Origin of the sequence: Mesorhizobium sp. WSM4307, from assembly GCF_007003945.1 — a bacterium.
Lineage (GTDB): Bacteria > Pseudomonadota > Alphaproteobacteria > Rhizobiales > Rhizobiaceae > Mesorhizobium.
In genome coordinates, this window is record NZ_VFTB01000017.1 from 84,772 (window position 1) to 102,695 (window position 17,924).

Consider the following 17,924-nt stretch of genomic DNA (forward strand, 5'->3'; position numbering starts at 1 on the left):
TCCTGCTGCAGCGCGTCAGTCGGCGCGGCGCACGTAAGTGATTTCGTTGGTGTCGACGATGATGCGTTCGCCGGCGCCGATGAAGGGCGGCACCAGCACGCGAATGCCGTTCTCCAGCACCGCCGGCTTGTAGGAGGATGCAGCCGTCTGGCCCTTCACCACCGGGTCGGCCTCGGTGATGGTCAGGGTCACCTGATCGGGCAGCGAAATGCCGATCGGCCTCTCCTCATAGAGCTGGACAGTCACCATCATGCCGTCCTGCAGGAACGCGGCGCGGTCGCCGACGAAATCCTTGTTCAGTTCGAGCTGTTCGTAGCTTTGGGTGTCCATGAACACCAGCGCGTCGTCCTGCTCGTAGAGAAAGGAAAAATCCTTCAGGTCGAGGCGGATCTGTTCGACCGTCTCGGCCGAGCGGAAGCGCTCGTTGAGCTTGGTGCCGTTGATGAGGTTCTTCAGTTCGACCTGGTTGTAGGCGCCGCCCTTGCCGGGCTTGACGGTGTTGGTCCTGACCGCCACCCACAGGCCGCCATCATGCTCGATGACGTAGCCGGGACGGATTTCGTTGCCATTGATCTTGGCCATGATGGGGTGATCCGGAATGAGATTTTCGCCGGGACTAGCGATTTAGGGGCTCCCAAGACCACAAATCGTCCGGAGAGGCAAGGGACGCCGATCGGCCCCAGCCGGTCAGTCGGCATCAAGCCTCGATCTTGATGGCTTCGCCGACGGTCTTTGCAATGGCCTCAACGACCTTCGCCAGCCGGTTGAGATGTGGCGAGCGCAATGCCACGACCTGCAATGAAAGGTCGACACCTTCGAGATCGACAAGCGCGAGGCCGTCGGGAAGGCCACGCGTCGCGAGCCGCAACGGCATGAGGCCGAGGCCGTGTCCCCGACGCACCCATTCCACCTGCATCGCCGGATCCTGAATTTCCGCCGCCACAATGAGCGGATGCCGTTCACCGCCCAAACTGGAGAGGAGCGTCTGACGCGCGTCGCAAGGCTCGGGGCTGAGAACCCAGGGCATGCTGGTCCGAGCGTCCGCGAGATGGGCGCCGGCTTGCGCTATGATGCAAAGACGTTCGGTGCCAAGCGCGTCCGGGCCTTGATGACCGGCAGGTCGCAGAACGATCGCCATATCGAGTTGACCGCGTTCGAACTGCTCGACCAGCTCAGCGCTCCAACCGGTCTTGAGCCGCAACGATATCTTTGGGAACGCAGCGGCGGCGCCGGCGACAGCGCCCGCAACGCTTGCATCGGACAAGCCATGCGCCAGGCCGACACGCAGCACGCCCTGCGGCTCGGCGTCGGCGGCGAACGCTTTCAGAGCTTCGACCGAAGCCAGTATGTCCTTTGCCCGCGCCAGCACCTCCAATCCCGCCGCAGTCAGCCGCGGCGGCTTCTGCCGGCGATCGAGAAGCGTTGTCGCGAGCATATCCTCCAGCCGCTGCATCTGCCGGGTGACGGCCGGCTGCGTCAAAGGCAGGCGGCGGGCCACATTCTGGATCGAGCCTTCCTCGGCAAAGAGGACAAGCGTGCGCAATTCTTCCAGCATCCTTTGGTCCTCAAACGCATAATCATTCTGATTATTATGAATTTGAAATCAAGGTGCTGGCAAGCGATTTTCCTTTCGACGGACTTTCAAAAGGAAAGGGAAGACAATGAAGGCAATCGAATTGCAGGCCCCCGGCGGCATCGACAATCTCAGACTGGTCGAGCGGCCGATGCCAGAACCGGGCCGCCAGGAGATGATCATCAAGGTCAAGGCAACAGCGCTCAACTACCGCGATGTGGAGATCGCCCGTGGCAGCTACCACACCGCCTTTGCGCTGCCGCTGATACCGCTTTCGGACGGTGTGGGCGAAGTGGTCGCGGTTGGCGCCGAAGTGACCCGTTTCAAGGTCGGCGACCGCGTTTGCAGCACGTTCTGGCAGCGCTGGGTCGGCGGCAGTTTTGCCATGGCCGAGCCGTCCTATCAGCGTGGCGGCCCCATCGACGGTTTGCTCAGCGAGTTCGCGCGGCTGGACGAACAGGCGGCCGTGCTGGCGCCGCCACATCTAAGTGATGTCGAGGCGGCGACATTGCCTTGCGCCGCGGTCACTGCCTGGCATGCGTTGTTCACCGAAGGCCAGTTGAAACCGGGCGAGACGGTGCTGAGCCTGGGCACTGGCGGCGTCTCGTTGTTTGCCGTGCAGTTCGCCGCGGCAGCCGGCGCACGGGTCATCGTCACGTCAAGCAGCGACGACAAGCTCACGCTGGCAAAGGCGCTTGGCGCGCATGACGGCATCAACTATCGCGACAATCCCGATTGGTCGTCAGCCGTGCTGGCGCTGACCGGAGGCGGCGGCGCGGACCATATTATCGAGGTCGGCGGGCCGCAAAGCTTCACCCAGTCGCTGAAGGCTTCGGCGCGTGGCGCCCAGATCAACGTCATCGGCTATCTCGGCGGCAACGAAGGGTCCATCAATCCCCTCGACATCTTCCGCCGCCAGGTCAAGGCGCGCGGCATACCCGTGGGCTCACGCGAATCCTTCGAGGCAATGAACCGAGGCCTGACAGTCAACCGGATAAGACCCGTGATCGAGAAGGTATTTGCCTGGAAGGACGCGGCGGCAGCCTTCCGGTACCTCGAACACGCCTCGCCCTTCGGCAAGGGCGTCCTCGATCACACGCAATGATCCACCAACCGCCGTCACGGCAAACGATTCGCCTTCTGCAGGGCCTGTTTGGTCTGGTCGTCGCTCAGTCCTTGCAGGAAATCATCCATGTCGGGGTCGATCAGACCGGCGCGGCGGGCGGCGATGTACCAGGCGCCGGCGAGCACCAGGTCCGGGTCGGTACCGATGCCTTGCATGTAGAGTTTTGCCAGCCGGTTCCGCGCGGCGACGTTGCCGCCCTCGGCTGCCTGCTTTGTCCAGCCGAAAGCCGATTTCAGGTCGCGGACACCGCCGCGGCCCTCGATCATCCAGGCGGCGAGATCGATCTGCGCGGTGTCGTAGTTCTGCCGCGCGGCCTGGGCGAGGAAGCGTCTTGCCTGCGCGTCGTCGCGCGGCTTGCCGCCGACGCCATTGGCATAGATCTGGGACATGGCGTATTGCGCGTCGGCGAGGCCGGTCGCGGCGGCGCGCTCATAATAGGAAACCGCCTTGGCCAGGCCCGCATCGCCGGGATCCTGCTGAACCAGCATCTGCGCGAAATTGAACTGCGCCAGCTGGTTGCCGGCTTCGGCGGCAGCCTGCATCAGGGCGTAGGCCTCTTTCGGGTCCTTCTTGACGTAACGGCCGTCGAGCAGCATCAGCGCATACTGGAACTGCGCCTCAGGCACACCCTGTTCGGCGGCAAGCGCATACCATTTCGAGGCTTCCGCCGCATTCAGCGGCACGCCGAGCCCGCGCGACAGGATCTCGGCCACCAATGTCTGCGCCGCCGGGTCGCCATTCTGGGCGCGGGTCAGCGCCAGGTTATAGGCCGTTTTGTAGAGCCCGCGCTGGAAGGCGCCATAGGCCGCATCCGCCGGCTTGGCGCCGAAGCGGTCGGGATTGATGCTGTCAACTGAGGGCAGCGGTGCCGGCTCCGCCGTGGTGGCGGGCTGCGGCAGCTGCTTTTCGATCGGCTTGTCGGTGTGCAGGCCGGTTTCAGGCTTGGGCTGTGGCTGGGGTATGGGTTCGGCGGCGGCGGCCTGGATCATGACCGCTGCAAGCAAGGCCTGAAGGGGAAGCCTTACCGAAGTCACATCAGTCCTCGAAGCGCGGCGCGGTTTCGTCGAGCAACGCGTTGGCACGGGCCACGGCGGTTTTCGGATCGACGCCGTCGGCGAACACCGCGCTCGACAGCGCGACGAACTCGGCGCCGGTGGCGGCCACGTCCTCTACGGAAGCCAGATCGGATCCGGCCATGACGATGCAGGGGATCTGGATCATCTGCGCCCACCACTCGCCCAGCGACAGGTTGCGCGGATGCGGCTCCGGCTTGTTGTCGTAGCCGAAGCGGCCGAAGAAGATGTAGTCGGGCCTGACCTCACCAAGCTCGAGCGCGTCGTCGCGCTTCTTGGCGCCGCCGGCGCCGACCATCATCTTCGCCTGGAAATGTTCGATCGTTTCGGCCAGTTCGGCCTTGGACGCCTCGACATGGATGCCGTCGGCCTGGACACGGCCGGCGATGCGGGTGTCGCCGGCGATGATCACGGCCACGCCCGCCGCCTGCGCCGTCGGCACGATCTGTTCGGCAAAGGCCTGGAAGGAGGCCTCGTCCATGCCGTTTTCGGGCAGGATCAGCGAAGCGACGTCGCCGCCGTCGAATGCGGCGGCGATACGGGCGGCCGGCACGCCGGGCGGCGCGATCAGCACGATGCGGCAACGATTTGGGGGTGTGGCGTCGTTCATGGTTCTTCGATCCCGGGTTTCGCCTATGCCGGGCGAAGATGGTTGCATTGCGGCATAGAGCAAACTGCCCGCTTTGAACAGGCGGGCAGTCGGGATCGCGTTTCCTGGCCGCCGGGCGGCGCCTGCCCTACTTGACCGGCTCAGGGCTCGCGGTGACCGGCTTCGATTTCCACAAGGACCAGCCGAGATTCATGCCGGCGGCAGCCACCAGGATTGCGGCGGCGCCGGCGACCTGGCTGAGATGCAGCCGATGGCCGAAAGCCACGACATCGACCAGGATGGCGACAACCGGATAGATGAAGGACAGCGATCCCTGCAGATGCGTCGGCAGCTTCTGGATGGCGCCGTACATCAATATGTACATCAGGCCGGTGTGGACGATGCCGAGCGTCGCCAGCATGGCCCAGTTCCACGGATCGGCGGGAAGACGCGAGACATTGGCGAAGGGCGCCAGCATGACGACGCCGACGCAGACCTGGATCAGCGCGATCAGATGCGGCGGCGTGCCCTTGAGCTTCTTGGTGACGATGGCCGCGACGGCCCAGAAAAAGGCCGCGGCCAGCGCCATGAGGATGCCGGCAAAATAGTTGGTGCCGACATCGCCGGCGTCAGGGGCGGCCTCGACGATCAACACCATGCCGGCAAAGGCTATTGCCAGCCATGTCAGCTTGGTCAGCGTCAGCCGTTCGGCGAAGAAGAGCGCGCCGAAGCCGACCAGCATGAAGGGCTGGGTGTTGTAGACGGCGGTGGCGATCGAGATCGACGCGCGGGAGAAGGCGCTGAACAGGAGCAGCCAGTTGATGACGATGGCCGCGCCGCCAAGCGCGGCGAGGCCGATGACGCGCAGCGACAGCCTGCCGCGCAACAATCCCAGGCAAGCGCAGATGATCAGCAGCGTCACCGCGCCGAACGCGCAGCGCCAGAACACCACGTCCATGATCGGCTGGCCGGACATGACGACGAACCATCCGATCGTCCCGAGGATCGCCATTGCGGCCGACATTTCGACCGTGCCACGTACCATATCGTTCATGATAATCTCCGAGCCCATTTTGACGCGGCATAATCTCATGCGAGATGGGCGCTTTCCACCTGATTGGAAAGGTTGTATGATTGTATGACCTAATTATATTAGGCTACTTCCGCGAATTTGTGAGAAATCTGAAATGCTTGACGATCTCGACCGAAATCTCCTCGAAATCCTAGTACGGGATGCGCGGACTTCACTGAAGGAACTGGCTGCCAAGGTCGGGCTGTCGTCGCCGAGCGTTTCGGAGCGGCTGCGACGGCTCGAGGAGCGCGGCGTCATCCGGGCGTTCACAGTCGAGATCGATCCGCTGGCGCTCGGCTATACGCTGCAGGCGATCGTGCGCATCCGGCCTTTGCCGGGCAAGCTGCACATCGTCCAGAAACTGATCGAGGAGATCGCCGAGTTCGGCGAATGCGACAAGGTGACCGGTGACGACTGTTTCGTCGCGCGGCTGTTCGTGCGCTCGATCGGCGACCTCGACGGCATTCTCGATCGCATTGCCGACAAGGCCGAGACCAGCACCGCCATCATCAAGGCGCAGCCGATCCGGCGGCGGCCGCCACCGCTCGGGGTTCCATCTTCTTCGTCTTGACTCCGTATGGCAGTGGTGGACAGGCGCGATCAGTCCACTAAATGTCAGCCCGCCAGATGATTTGCCGAGAGACGAGGAAGACATGGCACAGAATATCTACGACCAACCGGATTTCTTCGCTGGCTACAGCCAGCTTGGCCGGTCGATCGAAGGCCTTGGCGGCGCCGCCGAATGGCCGGCGCTGCGCGCCATGCTGCCTGACCTCGGCGGCTTGCGGGTCGTCGACCTCGGCTGCGGTTTCGGCTGGTTCTGCCGCTGGGCGCATGAGCATGGGGCGAGCCATGTCCTGGGGCTGGACCTGTCGGAGAAGATGCTGGCCCGGGCGAGGGCCGCCGGCCCGGACACCGGCATCATTTATGAGAGGGCCGACCTCGACCAGCTCAGCCTGCCGCGAGCCGGCTTCGATCTCGCCTACAGCTCACTTGCGCTGCATTATGTCGAGGATGTCGCGCGGCTGTTCAGGACGGTGCACAAGGCGCTGTCGCCCGGCGGGCATTTCGTCTTCTCGACGGAGCATCCGATCTACATGGCTCCGACCAGGCCCGGCTGGGCGGTCGATGCCGAAGGCCGCAGGACATGGCCTGTCGACCGCTATCTGGTGGAGGGTCCACGCAAGACCGACTGGCTGGCCAAAGGCGTGGTGAAACATCATCGCACCATCGGCACGACGCTGAACGCGCTGATCGTGTCCGGTTTCGCGATCGAGCATGTCGAGGAGTTCTGTCCGACAGACGCGCAGATCACGGCCAGGCCGGAACTGGCGGAAGAGCTCGATCGGCCGATGTTCCTGCTGGTCTCGGCCCGGCGATAGGCACGAGTCGGACATTGGCGGGTGTTCGGCAACCTGTCGGGATTTACAGTCGCCCCAAGCGCAATTCTGGGCTATTCAGGCGTTGACGCCTTCCCTCCAGACCAGCTCCTCCCCATGTCAGGCCTGCTTCTCGATCCGTGGTTCTACGCGGCCGCCATTCCGGCGGTCATTCTGGTCGGCCTGTCCAAGGGCGGCTTCGGCGGCGCCGTCGGTTTCGTCGGCGTGCCGCTGATGGCGCTGACCATGCCGCCGGTGCAGGCAGCCGCCATCCTGCTGCCGATCCTGTGCCTGATGGACATTGTCTCGGTGTGGACATGGTGGGGCGTCTACGACCGCAAGATGCTGGTCGACATGATGCCGGGTGCCATCATCGGCATCGGCCTTGGCTGGCTGACGGCGGCTTTGGTCACCGAGGAAGCGGTGCGGCTCATCGTCGGCGCTGTTGCCATCATCTTCGTGCTGCGCTGGCTTTATCTGCAGTTCCGCCATGGTGCCGACCACGCCGCCGAACCCAACCGCGTGGCTGCGGCGATCTGGGGAACGGTCGCCGGCTTCACCAGCTTCGTCGCCCATGTCGGCGGCCCGCCCTTCCAGGTCTATGCACTGCCGATCCGGCTCGACCCCAAGGTCCTGTCGGGCACCGCTGCGATCTTCTTTGCCGCGACCAATGCGCTGAAGCTCATCCCCTATTTCGCGCTCGGCCAGTTCGACACCGCCAACCTGACGGCGTCGGCCGTGCTGATGCCGCTGGCGCCGCTTTCGACGATCGCCGGCGCCTGGCTGGTGCGGCGCATGCGGCCGGAGATTTTTTATCCCTTCACCTACGCGACCGTGGCGGTCGTGGCGCTGAAGCTTTTGTGGGACGGCCTCGCCGGCCTGATGTAGACAGGCGAGGCGGCTCGTCGGCCGCTCTCACCGTCAGGGAGATCAGGCGGCGCTCGGCACGAGGCGACGGCTGCCGCCAAAGGCCAGTATAGCGCCCGCTGCTATGACCAGCGCCATGCCGGCGAGGGTGCCGATATCATGCATGGTCGGCTTGAGCACCATGTCGGCGACGATCACCAGCATCACCGCATAGTCGAAGCGTGCCGCGCTCATCATGCGCTGGCCGATGGCCAGAACAGCCGGCGTGATGCCCTCGTTGGCGATCATCGCGCCCATGCGCTCGCCGGTCGGCTTGAAGATTAGCATGCCGATCGAGAAGGTCGTGGCGTAGCCGGCCAGGCCGATGATGATCCACAGGTCGGAGAAGCCGACCCAGAAGCCACACATGATGAGGCCGAAGATCAGGGTCAGCATCGACATCGGCGCGAAGAAACGCCCGCCCAACTGCCCGCTGGCCCGTATCGCCTGAAGCTTGTCCTCGATGTTGCCGTCGCGCTCGGCAAGCACGCCGAGGAGGAACAATACGAAGCCGCCTCCGACCCACAATATGGCCGAGGTGACGTGGAGGAATTTGACGATCGAGTACCAGTCCATGGCTTGCTCCGGGTAGGTTTGCGGTGGAGCGGATTTGCGCCAGCCGTCAGAGGAGCGGGCGTTTAGCGCGGCGCGTGTTTCGGAACGATGTCGCGGAAAACCCGGCTCTGTTTCGGCTACCTTTTTCGCGGGCATAAGCTGCAACGACCGCAGATGCCCAGATTCGTTTCTGCTAATATACGAAGTGTCGGGAGGGGTTTGGCGCGACATCGTCCGGAAACATTGCCAATGCTAGTGCGCCGACGCCGGGAGCCGGTGGCGACAGGAATCGCCTGACAATCAACCCATTCCCGCAGACGGGAAGAGGCAATCGAGGGGACATATGCAAGGGGTAGCACGGAATTTCTTCACGCTGGCCATCATCTATGCGCTGTGCGGCATGGCGCTCGGCCTGTCCATGGCGATCAGCCAGGACCATGGCCAGATGCCGACTCACGCCCACACGATGGTGGCCGGATGGCTGATGTCGGCGGTCTTCGCCTTTTTCTACCATCTGTTTCCGGCGGTCGGGCAAAAGACGCTCGCCGTCGTCCATTTCTGGCTGACGGCGATCAGCGGCATCGGCCTGCTGATCGGGCTCTACTTCCTGCTTGCCGGCAATGCCGCGATCGAACCGATGGTGGCGGCGTCCTCGATGGGGTTCTACGCGGCCATGCTGCTGTTTGCCTTCATCGCCTTGCCGGCCGTCTGGAAGAAGGCCTGAATGAGCTTCGGGGCTGTGCTGTTACGGCACAGAAAGGGGGCATTCGGTCAAAAAACATCGGGGCCGTTAAAGGTTCATTAAGCTTTACAGGCGTTTACTATGCGCATCCAGTGATCTGGATTCTTACCGAGTGGTTGGAGCCACTTTGTTTGACGCCTCCCTGTTAAACTCCTGAGAGCCGCCTTATCCGCGGCTCTTTTTTTGTCCGCATTCCAGGGATCCTGACGCAACGGCTCGCCGTTAACCTTCTGTTAAACATGTGCTTGCCTTCACCCCGTGCAAAGCGCATTTTCAAGCTTCAGTCAGATAGGGTGCCGGGTGTATCGGCAGAGAACCGAATCGGCCGGTTGCAAGTGCAGGGGCGTATCAATGAACGAGCCTTCGAAGGGCAGTGCGAACACCGTCAAACTGGCGGAGCGTCGGGTTTTTTCGCACTCCTTCAAGCCGCTCTACCAGGAAGGCATGGGGCTGGTCGAACAGGCGGCCGAGTATCTCGACGGCAAGGGCCGCGCCGAGGCCAAGAAGCTGTCGCGGCTGGCGGCCACGCTCTACGCGGCCGAATCGATGCGGCTGACGACCAGGCTGATGCAGGTGGCCTCATGGCTGCTTTTGCAGCGCGCGGCCAATTCCGGCGAGATGACCCGCGACCAGGTCGCTTCGGAAAAGTCCAAGGTGCGCCTCGATACCGCTTCCGCGCATGATGAAGCCGCCGGCTGGGCCGAATTGCCCGAGGAGTTCCTCGACCTGGTCAACCGCTCGCTTCGCCTGCAGGCATTGGTGCGCCGCATGGACGACGAGATCTACGGCGCCGGCGCCGTGGTCGACATGCAGCCGATGGGCCGCCGGCCCAATCCGGTTTCCGACCAGATCAGCCTGCTCAACACGGCGTTCGCCCGCAACTGAGCGGCTTCGGACTATTTCCCGCCGGATAGGCCTCCGTTTCCGGTTTGTTCACATTTCGCTGGCATCGCTGTCCCCCGGAGGTAAAGTGACCGGATGGGGGACGCGATTCGCATCATCGGCATCGATCCGGGGCTCAGGCGCACCGGCTGGGGCATCGTAGAGAGCCTCGGCAATTCCTTGCGCTTCGTCGCGTCCGGCACGGTGCGCTCCGAGGACAAGGCGGCGCTGGCGACGCGGCTCTGCCAATTGCATGACGGGCTCGCCGAAGTCCTGCATGCGGCAATGCCGCATGAGGCGGCCGTCGAACAGACCTTCGTCAACAAGGATGCTGTGGCAACGTTGAAGCTCGGCCAGGCGCGCGGCATCGCTATGCTGGTGCCGGCGCGTGCCGGCCTTGTCGTCGCCGAATACGCGCCCAATGCGGTGAAGAAGGCGGTCATCGGCGTCGGCCATGGCGACAAGAAGCAGATCCACATGATGGTGAAAGTGCTGCTGCCCAAGGCGACCTTCGACACCGAACATGCCGCCGACGCGCTGGCCATCGCAATTTGCCACGCGCACCACCGGCAGAGCGCTGCCTATCGGATGGCGGCATTGGCATCGTGAGGAATTGTTGGGCATGATCGGCAAGCTCAAGGGCACGCTGGACGAGATCGACGAGGATCATTGCCTCGTCGACATTCATGGCGTCGGCTATGTCGCCTACTGTTCGGCGCGCACACTGGCAGCGCTGCCTTCGCCCGGCGAGGCGGTGGTGCTGTTCATCGAGACCTATGTGCGCGAGGACATGATCCGGCTTTACGGCTTCCAGTCGGCGCTGGAGCGCGAATGGTTCCGGCTGTTGATGAGCAATGTGCAGGGCGTCGGCGCCAAGGTGGCGCTCGCCATCCTGTCGACGCTGGCGCCCGCCGATCTGGCCAATGCGATCGCGCTGCGCGACATCGCCATGGTTTCCCGCGCGCCTGGTGTCGGCAAGAAGGTGGCCGAGCGCATCGTCACCGAATTGAAGAACAAGGCGCCGGCCTATGCGGGCGCGGCCTCGGGCACCATCGGCCTGAAACAGGAGCTCGGTGAAGGTGTCGCCTCGGCCCCGATCACCGACGCGGTCTCGGCGCTGGTCAATCTCGGTTATTCGCGCGACACCGCCGCCAATGCGGTGGCCGCGGCGCTGAAGACTGCGGGCGAGGACGCGGATGCCTCGAAGCTTATCCGCTTCGGGCTGAAGGAACTGGCGCGGTGAGGGCTCGCTTGCCCCTCCTCTTGCCATATGCAAGGAAGACAGCATGAGCCTGTCGCCCCGTCTCATAGCTCCGGAAAAACGCGGCGAGGATGCCGATCAGACCTTGCGGCCGCAAACACTCGCCGATTTTGTCGGCCAGGCGGCGGTGCGGGCCAACCTCAAGGTCTTCATCGAGGCCGCCAAGGGCCGCAACGAGGCGCTCGACCATGTGCTGTTCGTCGGGCCGCCGGGGCTGGGCAAGACGACGCTGGCGCAGATCATGGCGCGCGAACTCGGCGTCAATTTCCGCTCGACGTCCGGGCCGGTCATCGCCAAGGCCGGTGATCTCGCCGCACTGCTCACCAATCTCGAAGAAGGCGACGTGCTGTTCATCGACGAGATCCACCGGCTCAACCCTGCGGTGGAGGAAATCCTCTATCCGGCGATGGAGGATTTCCAGCTCGACCTGATCATCGGCGAGGGGCCGGCGGCGCGCTCTGTCAAGATCGACCTCGCCCGCTTCACCCTCGTCGCGGCCACCACGCGGCTTGGCCTGCTCACCAATCCGCTGCGCGACCGGTTCGGCATTCCGGTGCGGCTCAACTTCTATACGGTCGAGGAACTGGAGCAGATCGTCCGGCGCGGCGCGCGCATCCTGCAAATGCCGCTCGGCGACGACGGCGCGCTGGAGATCGCGCGGCGCGCGCGCGGCACACCGCGCATCGCGGGGCGGCTGTTGCGCCGCGTGCGCGACTTCGCCTCGGTCGCCGGCGACGGCCATGTCGATCGCCTGATCGCCGACGAGGCATTGACCCGGCTGGAGGTCGACGCGCTCGGCCTCGATGCGCTCGACCGCCGCTATCTCTCGATGATCGCCCGCAATTTCGGCGGCGGGCCGGTCGGTATCGAGACGATCGCCGCCGGCCTGTCCGAGCCGCGCGACGCCATCGAGGACATCATCGAGCCCTATCTGATCCAGCAGGGCTTCATCCAGCGCACGCCGCGCGGGCGCATGCTGACGGCCAATGCCTGGCGCCATCTCGGCCTCGATGCGCCGAAGGATTTGGCGCAGCAGCAGATCAACCTGTTCCAGGAAGAATAGCCGCCAAGCGTTCAGGCGCGGGTTCCCAGACCAGCGATCAAGGATATGTGACCCATCCTGCGCAAAATCTGCGCGTCTTTGCCGATTTGCCGGCGTAATCGTGGATTTTATCGGACGCGTGCGGGGAATCGCGCGATCGAAGGGCTGGGAGCCAATCCATGATAACCAGACGCGGGTTCCTGCGTTTCATCGGCGGGTCGTTCCTGACGGCTGCCGCGCTCGGCGCCTATGCGGTCGGCATCGAGCCGATGCTATTGACCCATGTGAAGCGCTACGCTCTGGCGCCGCCGCACTGGCCTGATGGCCTGAAGCTGCGGGTTGTCGCGCTCGCCGATATTCATGCCTGCCGGCCGTGGATGACGCCGGAACGTATTGCTTCGCTCGTCGAAGACGCCAATGCGCTGCAACCGGACCTCATCGTGCTGCTGGGCGACTACATTGCCGGCATGCCCCTGGTGACGGGACCGGTGACGCCGTCGCAGTGGGCCTCCGCCCTGTCGGGCCTCAAGGCGCCGCTCGGCGTTCTGTCGATCCTTGGTAACCATGATTGGTGGAGCGACGGCTTTGCGCAGCGCGCCGGCGCGGGTCCAATCATCGCACGCAAGGCACTGGAAAAGGCCGGCATCCCGGTGCTGGAGAACGATGTCGTGCGCCTGGAAAAGGATGGTCATGGCGTTTGGATCGCCGGCCTTGCCGACCAGCTGGCGCTGCTGCCGGCCAGGAGGGGCGACGACTGCAAGGGGCTCGACGATCTCGACGGCACGTTGGCCAAGGTCGGCGACTCCGCGCCGATTATCCTGCTCGCCCATGAGCCGGATATTTTTCCGACCGTCCCGTCGCGGGTTTCGCTGACCCTGTCGGGCCACACTCATGGCGGGCAGGTGCGGCTGTTTGGCTATTCGCCCGTCGTGCCGTCGCGTTTCGGCAACCGCTACGCCTATGGCCATGTCGTCGAGAACGACCGCAATCTGATCGTCTCCGGCGGGCTCGGCTTCAGCATCATGCCGGTGCGTTTCGGCGTGCGCCCGGAGGTCCTGCAGATCGACCTTGGCTGATTTGAACGACAGCGCTCAGGGAAGCGAGCGGATCACGTCCATCACATCCGGCTCGGCCTTGTCGCCATTGAAGGCATCGACGATGCCGAAGGCGCCGCCATAGCTCCACACCGACCATGAGAAACCATGCGCCTCGGCGCGGGCGATCATGTCCTTGACGTAAGCGGCGCGGTACCGTGCCGGCATTACATAGGCATTGCCGTATTCCTGGCGGATCATGCCGAACTCACCAAGCGTGATGTTTTCGGGCTTGATGCCGCTGGCCTTCGCCCATGCCTCGACCCTTTTGAACGGCGCGTCCATCAGGCCGAGCAGCTTGCCGGGGCCATCCATGCTGGCGATCTGTTCGTCGAGATAGGCAAGCAGCCCGCTCTGCCGTGTCCACGGCGCTTCGGCCTTGATCCGGGCGCGGATGGTGTCGAGCGTGACGTCGAGCTGCGCCTTCGGCACGGCGTCGAGCGGATAGGGCAGGCCGGTCACATAGGGGATAAAATCGCCGGCCCAGGTCGCGCCCTGGTGGGTGAGCAGGAATGGGTCATAGGAATGGAAGGTCCAGATGACATTGTCTTCGGGGATCGCCTTGGGATCGATCTTCTCCAGGGACGAAGCGGCGGAATAGCAGCCGCCGGTCAGCACCAAGGTCAATTTCGTCGCCGAGGATCGTGCCGCGGCGAACAATTTGCGCTGGCGGTCCGGCCACAGGCTGGTGCCGTCGCTGTCGCAGTCGACGATCGGTTCGTTCATCAATTCGAAGGCGACCTGGCTCGGATCTTCGCCGGCCAGGGTGCGGGCCACCTTGCGCACCATGTCGACGTAGCGGTCGAAGGTCTGGGGATCGTCCATTACCTGCGCCATGCCGATCTTGCGGCTGCCGCCGGCCGGGATCAGGTGCATGTCGACGATCACCTTCAGGCCGGCGCGGTTGATCATGCGAACGGAGTCCAGCACGCTGTCATAGAGGTCTCCACGCAACGCCGTTGTCTGGTCGGACAGGAAAGGCGACGGGTCGACCGGCATGCGCAGGAAATCGAAACCCGCTTCCTTGAGCGCTCTGAGATCGTCGGCCTTGAGGAATTTGCGCCATTCCGGATAGGGCAGTATGGTCTTGGCGTCGCCCCACTGATCCTCGCCGGGCCAGGTGACCCACTGGTCGAGATTGAGGCCGCGCTTCATCGCAAAAGTAGCCGCCTGACCAGGCAGCGCCAAGGCCATCAGCAACAGCAGCGCCGCCATCAAGCTCTTGATCATCGCCCTCAACAGTGCCATCCGATGTTTCTGGAGCATGATCTCTGGCCAAACGGAAACCCGTTTGGCCGAGAAAACCGGTTCCCACTTTTCGGGATCATGCTCTAGGTCACGCGCGGAACAGGTGCCTCGCCGCGACTGAAAAAGGAAGCGCAATGGACGATCATGGTGAATCGGCGACGCTGCTGGCCGGGCTTTCCGGCGCGCTGACGGCGTTCGGCCACCGGCTGATGGCGCGGGTCTATTATGCCGACACCGATTTCTCCGGTGTCGTCTACCACGCGCGCTATCTCGAATTTCTCGAGCGCGGCCGCTCCGACTATCTCAGGCTCACCGGCGTGCATCACACGGAACTCGCCGACGGCAAGCATGGCGAGAAGATCGTCTGGGTGGTGCGCCGCATGGAGATCGACTTCCGCAGCCCCGCCCGCATCGACGACATCCTGACCGTCGACACCCGCACCGACACCATTTCCGGCGCGCGCATCTTCATGGCGCAGCAGCTCAAGCGCGGCGACGAGGTGCTGGTCGAAGCCAAGGTCGAGGCGGCGATCATCGGCGAGAATGGCCGACCGAGGCGTTTTCCCAAGGAGTGGGTCGCGGCGTTCATGCCCAAGGTGGGCTGATATTCAGGTGATGCCGGCCGGCAAACGGCGGCTTCCTGCGCTTCCCCGTTCTACTGCGACGCAGCAGAACGGCGCTCCCAGAAGTACGCTCCGCTCCGGTTCTCGGAGCCCACCATTTTCGACTCGGCCTAGCCTGAATCTCAACCCACCTTTGAGCGTCGTATGAGTTGACGCAGGCCCGGTTCGGAGGCTGCCAGGCGCGGCAATGCGCCGCGCCTTATTCACTAACCCATCCTTAACCATAACGGTTCATGAAGAGATTGGTGAAGATTGGCGCTGTCCAGCGCCTTCCTTTCACCAATATTTGCCCTGAAAAGGCCGCTAACGGCACGGTTTGGGGCGTCCGGTAGCTTCGTGCGAACCGACCACAAGGGATGCCAGGGGCCAGCCGCCAGCTTTGCCCGGAAAATCTTAAGGACGTAACGATGGAAAATATCGCACTCGCCGAACCGGGCGCGCAATTGTCGATTTGGGCGCTGTTCATGCAGGCCAGCTGGGTGGTCAAGCTGGTCATGATCGGGCTGCTCTGCGCCTCGGTCTGGACCTGGGCGATCATCATCGACAAGCTTGTTGCCTATGGCCGGATGCGGCTGGCGCTGAACCGCTTCGAGCAGGTCTTCTGGTCCGGGCAGTCGCTGGAGGAACTCTACCGCACACTCGCCGACCGCAAAACCTCAGGCATGGGCGCCATTTTCGTCGCCGCCATGCGCGAGTGGAAGAAGAGCTTCGAGAAAGGCGCCAAGACGCCGCTCGGGCTGCAGACCCGCATCGACAAGGCAATGGACCTGGCGCTGACCCGCGAGATGGAGAAGCTGGAGGGCCGCCTCGGCTTCCTCGCCACCACGGGCTCGGCGGCCCCGTTCATCGGTCTGTTCGGCACGGTCATCGGCATCATGACCTCGTTCCAGGCCATCGCCGGCTCCAAGAACACCAGCCTTGCGGTTGTCGCACCCGGCATCGCCGAGGCGTTGCTGGCGACGGCCATCGGCCTGCTCGCCGCCATCCCGGCGGTCATCGCCTACAACAAGCTGTCATCGGATGCGAGCAAGCTCGCGGTGCGCATGGAAGGGTTCTCCGACGAGTTCTCCGCCATACTCTCGCGCCAAATCGATGAAAAAGTCGCGCCGAAGGCCTGAGGAGTAGCTGATGGGTATGTCCGTAGGCATGGCTGGACGCGGCGGGCGCGGCCACAGGCGGCGCGGCCGTCACCATGGGCTGATGTCGGAGATCAACGTCACGCCGATGGTCGACGTGATGCTGGTGCTTTTGATCATCTTCATGGTCGCCGCACCGATGCTGACGGTTGGCGTGCCGATCGACCTGCCCGACACGCAGGCCAAGGCGATGAATGCCGACACGCAGCCGATCACCGTTTCGATCAACGCCACCGGCCAGATCTATCTCCAGGAAACCGAGATCCCGATCGAAGAGCTGGTGGCCAAGCTGCAGGCGATCTCGAAGACCGGCTACGAGGAGCGCATCTTCATCCGTGGTGACAAGTCCACCGACTACGGCACGGCGATGAAGGTGATGGCCCGCATTTCGGCCGCCGGCTACAAGAATATCGGCCTGGTTTCGCTGCAGGAACAGGATCAATAGACGCGCGATGAAGACCGGCCTCACCACATCGGTGATCTTGCACACGGCGGTGCTGGCCTTCGGCCTCTTCACGCTGTCGGCGCCGGCCGCGCTTCCGTCCGCCGATGTCGAGTCGGTCGCGGTCGATATCGTGCCGATGGAAGCCATCGCGCAGACGCTGCAGGGCGACAAGAAGGCCGTGATGCATCAAAAGCCGGCGCCGCTGCCGACGCAGCGCCCGGATATCGTGCCGGCTTCGCAGAAGGTCGGCGAGAACAGCGTCGACACCGACAAGCCGATAACGCCGGAGGCCAAGCCGAAGCCCGTCGACATGACATCGGCCCCGCCGCCCGCGCCGACTCCCAAAGAGACGCCGAAGACCGAGGACGTGCCGAAGCCGCAGGAAAAGCCGAAGCCCATTCCGGCGACGGAAGTGGCGCCTGCGCCGACGCCCAAGGAAGAGGTCAAGCCCGAGCCGGTCAAGCAGACCGAGCCGAAGCCGACGCCGGCCAAGCCGGCGCCGACCCCGCCGCCGCAGGACAAGACCGCCGCTATCGATCCGACGCCCGAGGTCAAGCCGGATGCCGTCGCCGAGGCCATAGCCAAGGATCCGCCGACCGAAGAGACGCAACTGCCGAGCTCGGCGCCCGCGCCGGAAGCGCGGCCGAAGCCGCAGCCGGCACAGGCTGAAAGCGCCAAGGCGCCTGAACGCAAGGATGCCGACAAGCCGGTCAAGGAAGCGTCGTCGAAGCCGAAATCCGACGACAAGCAGTTCAACGCCAACGAGATCTCCGCGCTCCTCGACAAGCAGAAGCCGTCCGGCGGCGGTGCCAAGCGCTCGACGCAGCAGGCCTCGCTCGGCGGTGACAAGGACCAGGGCCAGAAGCTGTCGAAGTCGGAACAGGGCGCCCTGGAAAGCCAGTTGGGTGGTTGCTGGACATTGCCTGTCGGCCTCGAGGGCTCGGAGAATTTCGTAGTGGTCGTGCGCTTCAACCTGGACAACTCCGGCAAGCTCGATGGCCGTCCGTCCGTTGAAAAGTCGAGCGGCAACCGGCAGTTCGATGAAAGCGCGGTTCGTGCGGTTCAGAAATGCGACGTGGCCGGCCTGCAGGTTCCTGCCGGCAAGCAGGACATCTGGAACGACATCCGGGTCACTTTCGATCCAAGGGAGATGCTCGGCCTCTAGGCCTGGCGCCCAA

General features: G+C 64.0%; 21 protein-coding genes. 14 read left to right on the forward strand and 7 right to left on the reverse strand.

Going from position 1 to position 17,924, the window contains the following annotated elements:
* Positions 1-15 precede the first annotated feature (15 nt).
* The gene (gene efp, locus FJV83_RS32305; RefSeq protein ID WP_032932086.1) at positions 16-582 is read right to left on the reverse strand and encodes an elongation factor P; all 567 of its coding nucleotides are present in this window, start codon (positions 580-582) and stop codon (positions 16-18) included.
* A gap of 115 nt (positions 583-697) precedes the next feature.
* On the reverse strand, positions 698-1,555 hold the full coding sequence (locus FJV83_RS32310) for a LysR family transcriptional regulator (RefSeq protein ID WP_142886825.1): 858 nt from the start codon (positions 1,553-1,555) through the stop codon (positions 698-700).
* A 106-nt stretch (positions 1,556-1,661) separates the two neighbouring features.
* Here FJV83_RS32310 and FJV83_RS32315 point away from each other — a divergent pair, with 106 nt between their 5' ends.
* Positions 1,662-2,678 carry an NAD(P)-dependent alcohol dehydrogenase gene (locus FJV83_RS32315; protein ID WP_142887469.1) on the forward strand — a complete coding sequence of 339 codons (1,017 nt, stop codon included), beginning with the start codon at positions 1,662-1,664 and terminating at the stop codon, positions 2,676-2,678.
* 14 nt (positions 2,679-2,692) lie between these two features.
* On the opposite strand, the gene FJV83_RS32320 is transcribed toward FJV83_RS32315, so the two are convergent.
* The 3 genes from FJV83_RS32320 to FJV83_RS32330 all read right to left on the reverse strand — a co-directional run bounded on the left by FJV83_RS32320 (position 2,693) and on the right by FJV83_RS32330 (position 5,415).
* Positions 2,693-3,733, reverse strand: a complete 1,041-nt coding sequence (locus FJV83_RS32320; protein WP_095789904.1) for a tetratricopeptide repeat protein — start codon at positions 3,731-3,733, stop codon at positions 2,693-2,695.
* Position 3,734: 1 nt separating this feature from the next.
* Positions 3,735-4,382, reverse strand: a complete 648-nt coding sequence (locus FJV83_RS32325) for a thiamine phosphate synthase (protein ID WP_095772044.1) — start codon at positions 4,380-4,382, stop codon at positions 3,735-3,737.
* Positions 4,383-4,509: 127 nt separating this feature from the next.
* On the reverse strand, positions 4,510-5,415 hold the full coding sequence (locus FJV83_RS32330; RefSeq protein ID WP_142886827.1) for a DMT family transporter: 906 nt from the start codon (positions 5,413-5,415) through the stop codon (positions 4,510-4,512).
* A gap of 133 nt (positions 5,416-5,548) precedes the next feature.
* On the opposite strand from FJV83_RS32330, the gene FJV83_RS32335 reads away from it, so the two are divergent.
* The 3 genes from FJV83_RS32335 to FJV83_RS32345 all read left to right on the forward strand — a co-directional run bounded on the left by FJV83_RS32335 (position 5,549) and on the right by FJV83_RS32345 (position 7,700).
* On the forward strand, positions 5,549-6,004 hold the full coding sequence (locus FJV83_RS32335) for an Lrp/AsnC family transcriptional regulator (RefSeq protein ID WP_095789902.1): 456 nt from the start codon (positions 5,549-5,551) through the stop codon (positions 6,002-6,004).
* A gap of 82 nt (positions 6,005-6,086) precedes the next feature.
* Entirely contained in the window at positions 6,087-6,815 is a 729-nt protein-coding gene (locus tag FJV83_RS32340; RefSeq protein WP_142886828.1) for a class I SAM-dependent methyltransferase, read from the forward strand.
* 114 nt (positions 6,816-6,929) lie between these two features.
* Positions 6,930-7,700 (forward strand): sulfite exporter TauE/SafE family protein, encoded by a 771-nt coding sequence (locus FJV83_RS32345; protein ID WP_095772047.1) that lies wholly within the window; start codon positions 6,930-6,932, stop codon positions 7,698-7,700.
* A 42-nt stretch (positions 7,701-7,742) separates the two neighbouring features.
* On the opposite strand, the gene FJV83_RS32350 is transcribed toward FJV83_RS32345, so the two are convergent.
* The gene (locus tag FJV83_RS32350; RefSeq protein ID WP_142886829.1) at positions 7,743-8,294 is read right to left on the reverse strand and encodes a DUF2269 family protein; all 552 of its coding nucleotides are present in this window, start codon (positions 8,292-8,294) and stop codon (positions 7,743-7,745) included.
* 322 nt (positions 8,295-8,616) lie between these two features.
* Between FJV83_RS32350 and FJV83_RS32355 the strand changes: the two genes are divergently transcribed.
* The 6 genes from FJV83_RS32355 (at position 8,617) to FJV83_RS32380 (ending at position 13,276) form a co-directional block, all read left to right on the forward strand.
* Complete coding sequence (locus FJV83_RS32355) at positions 8,617-8,997, forward strand: hypothetical protein (protein WP_095772049.1); 381 nt, start codon at positions 8,617-8,619, stop codon at positions 8,995-8,997.
* 369 nt (positions 8,998-9,366) lie between these two features.
* On the forward strand, positions 9,367-9,900 hold the full coding sequence (locus FJV83_RS32360; RefSeq protein ID WP_095772050.1) for a DUF1465 family protein: 534 nt from the start codon (positions 9,367-9,369) through the stop codon (positions 9,898-9,900).
* Positions 9,901-9,993: 93 nt separating this feature from the next.
* Positions 9,994-10,506 carry a crossover junction endodeoxyribonuclease RuvC gene (ruvC, locus tag FJV83_RS32365; RefSeq protein WP_095772051.1) on the forward strand — a complete coding sequence of 171 codons (513 nt, stop codon included), beginning with the start codon at positions 9,994-9,996 and terminating at the stop codon, positions 10,504-10,506.
* Positions 10,507-10,519: 13 nt separating this feature from the next.
* On the forward strand, positions 10,520-11,140 hold the full coding sequence (gene ruvA, locus FJV83_RS32370; RefSeq protein ID WP_142886830.1) for a Holliday junction branch migration protein RuvA: 621 nt from the start codon (positions 10,520-10,522) through the stop codon (positions 11,138-11,140).
* Between the two features lie 43 nt (positions 11,141-11,183).
* A complete protein-coding gene (ruvB, locus tag FJV83_RS32375; protein WP_010912034.1) occupies positions 11,184-12,221 on the forward strand; it encodes a Holliday junction branch migration DNA helicase RuvB in 1,038 nt (345 codons plus the stop codon).
* 158 nt (positions 12,222-12,379) lie between these two features.
* The gene (locus tag FJV83_RS32380) at positions 12,380-13,276 is read left to right on the forward strand and encodes a metallophosphoesterase (protein ID WP_095772053.1); all 897 of its coding nucleotides are present in this window, start codon (positions 12,380-12,382) and stop codon (positions 13,274-13,276) included.
* A gap of 15 nt (positions 13,277-13,291) precedes the next feature.
* Here the strand turns inward: FJV83_RS32380 and FJV83_RS32385 are convergent, their stop codons facing one another.
* Positions 13,292-14,542: a cellulase family glycosylhydrolase gene (locus FJV83_RS32385; protein ID WP_142886831.1), complete on the reverse strand. Its 1,251-nt coding sequence runs from the start codon at positions 14,540-14,542 to the stop codon at positions 13,292-13,294.
* A 134-nt stretch (positions 14,543-14,676) separates the two neighbouring features.
* Between FJV83_RS32385 and ybgC the strand changes: the two genes are divergently transcribed.
* The 4 genes from ybgC to FJV83_RS32405 all read left to right on the forward strand — a co-directional run bounded on the left by ybgC (position 14,677) and on the right by FJV83_RS32405 (position 17,911).
* Entirely contained in the window at positions 14,677-15,147 is a 471-nt protein-coding gene (gene ybgC / locus FJV83_RS32390; protein ID WP_095772055.1) for a tol-pal system-associated acyl-CoA thioesterase, read from the forward strand.
* Between the two features lie 425 nt (positions 15,148-15,572).
* The gene (tolQ, locus tag FJV83_RS32395) at positions 15,573-16,283 is read left to right on the forward strand and encodes a protein TolQ (protein WP_019861737.1); all 711 of its coding nucleotides are present in this window, start codon (positions 15,573-15,575) and stop codon (positions 16,281-16,283) included.
* A gap of 10 nt (positions 16,284-16,293) precedes the next feature.
* Complete coding sequence (gene tolR, locus FJV83_RS32400; protein WP_027023582.1) at positions 16,294-16,746, forward strand: protein TolR; 453 nt, start codon at positions 16,294-16,296, stop codon at positions 16,744-16,746.
* A 7-nt stretch (positions 16,747-16,753) separates the two neighbouring features.
* The gene (locus tag FJV83_RS32405) at positions 16,754-17,911 is read left to right on the forward strand and encodes a TonB family protein (RefSeq protein ID WP_142886832.1); all 1,158 of its coding nucleotides are present in this window, start codon (positions 16,754-16,756) and stop codon (positions 17,909-17,911) included.
* Positions 17,912-17,924 lie beyond the last annotated feature (13 nt).

Excerpts from the sequence above, each read along its gene's own strand:
- ruvC (WP_095772051.1), top strand. The coding sequence starts at position 9,994 with ATGGGGGACGCGATTCGCATCATCGGCATCGATCCGGGGCTCAGGCGC.
- FJV83_RS32330 (WP_142886827.1), bottom strand. The coding sequence starts at position 5,415 with ATGAACGATATGGTACGTGGCACGGTCGAAATGTCGGCCGCAATGGCG.
- efp (WP_032932086.1), bottom strand. The coding sequence starts at position 582 with ATGGCCAAGATCAATGGCAACGAAATCCGTCCCGGCTACGTCATCGAG.
- FJV83_RS32345 (WP_095772047.1), top strand. The coding sequence starts at position 6,930 with ATGTCAGGCCTGCTTCTCGATCCGTGGTTCTACGCGGCCGCCATTCCG.
- ybgC (WP_095772055.1), top strand. The coding sequence starts at position 14,677 with ATGGACGATCATGGTGAATCGGCGACGCTGCTGGCCGGGCTTTCCGGC.
- FJV83_RS32315 (WP_142887469.1), top strand. The coding sequence starts at position 1,662 with ATGAAGGCAATCGAATTGCAGGCCCCCGGCGGCATCGACAATCTCAGA.
- FJV83_RS32380 (WP_095772053.1), top strand. The coding sequence starts at position 12,380 with ATGATAACCAGACGCGGGTTCCTGCGTTTCATCGGCGGGTCGTTCCTG.
- ruvA (WP_142886830.1), top strand. The coding sequence starts at position 10,520 with ATGATCGGCAAGCTCAAGGGCACGCTGGACGAGATCGACGAGGATCAT.
- ruvB (WP_010912034.1), top strand. The coding sequence starts at position 11,184 with ATGAGCCTGTCGCCCCGTCTCATAGCTCCGGAAAAACGCGGCGAGGAT.
- tolQ (WP_019861737.1), top strand. The coding sequence starts at position 15,573 with ATGGAAAATATCGCACTCGCCGAACCGGGCGCGCAATTGTCGATTTGG.
- FJV83_RS32350 (WP_142886829.1), bottom strand. The coding sequence starts at position 8,294 with ATGGACTGGTACTCGATCGTCAAATTCCTCCACGTCACCTCGGCCATA.
- FJV83_RS32385 (WP_142886831.1), bottom strand. The coding sequence starts at position 14,542 with ATGGCACTGTTGAGGGCGATGATCAAGAGCTTGATGGCGGCGCTGCTG.
- FJV83_RS32360 (WP_095772050.1), top strand. The coding sequence starts at position 9,367 with ATGAACGAGCCTTCGAAGGGCAGTGCGAACACCGTCAAACTGGCGGAG.
- FJV83_RS32405 (WP_142886832.1), top strand. The coding sequence starts at position 16,754 with ATGAAGACCGGCCTCACCACATCGGTGATCTTGCACACGGCGGTGCTG.
- FJV83_RS32355 (WP_095772049.1), top strand. The coding sequence starts at position 8,617 with ATGCAAGGGGTAGCACGGAATTTCTTCACGCTGGCCATCATCTATGCG.
- FJV83_RS32310 (WP_142886825.1), bottom strand. The coding sequence starts at position 1,555 with ATGCTGGAAGAATTGCGCACGCTTGTCCTCTTTGCCGAGGAAGGCTCG.
- FJV83_RS32335 (WP_095789902.1), top strand. The coding sequence starts at position 5,549 with ATGCTTGACGATCTCGACCGAAATCTCCTCGAAATCCTAGTACGGGAT.
- FJV83_RS32340 (WP_142886828.1), top strand. The coding sequence starts at position 6,087 with ATGGCACAGAATATCTACGACCAACCGGATTTCTTCGCTGGCTACAGC.
- tolR (WP_027023582.1), top strand. The coding sequence starts at position 16,294 with ATGGGTATGTCCGTAGGCATGGCTGGACGCGGCGGGCGCGGCCACAGG.
- FJV83_RS32325 (WP_095772044.1), bottom strand. The coding sequence starts at position 4,382 with ATGAACGACGCCACACCCCCAAATCGTTGCCGCATCGTGCTGATCGCG.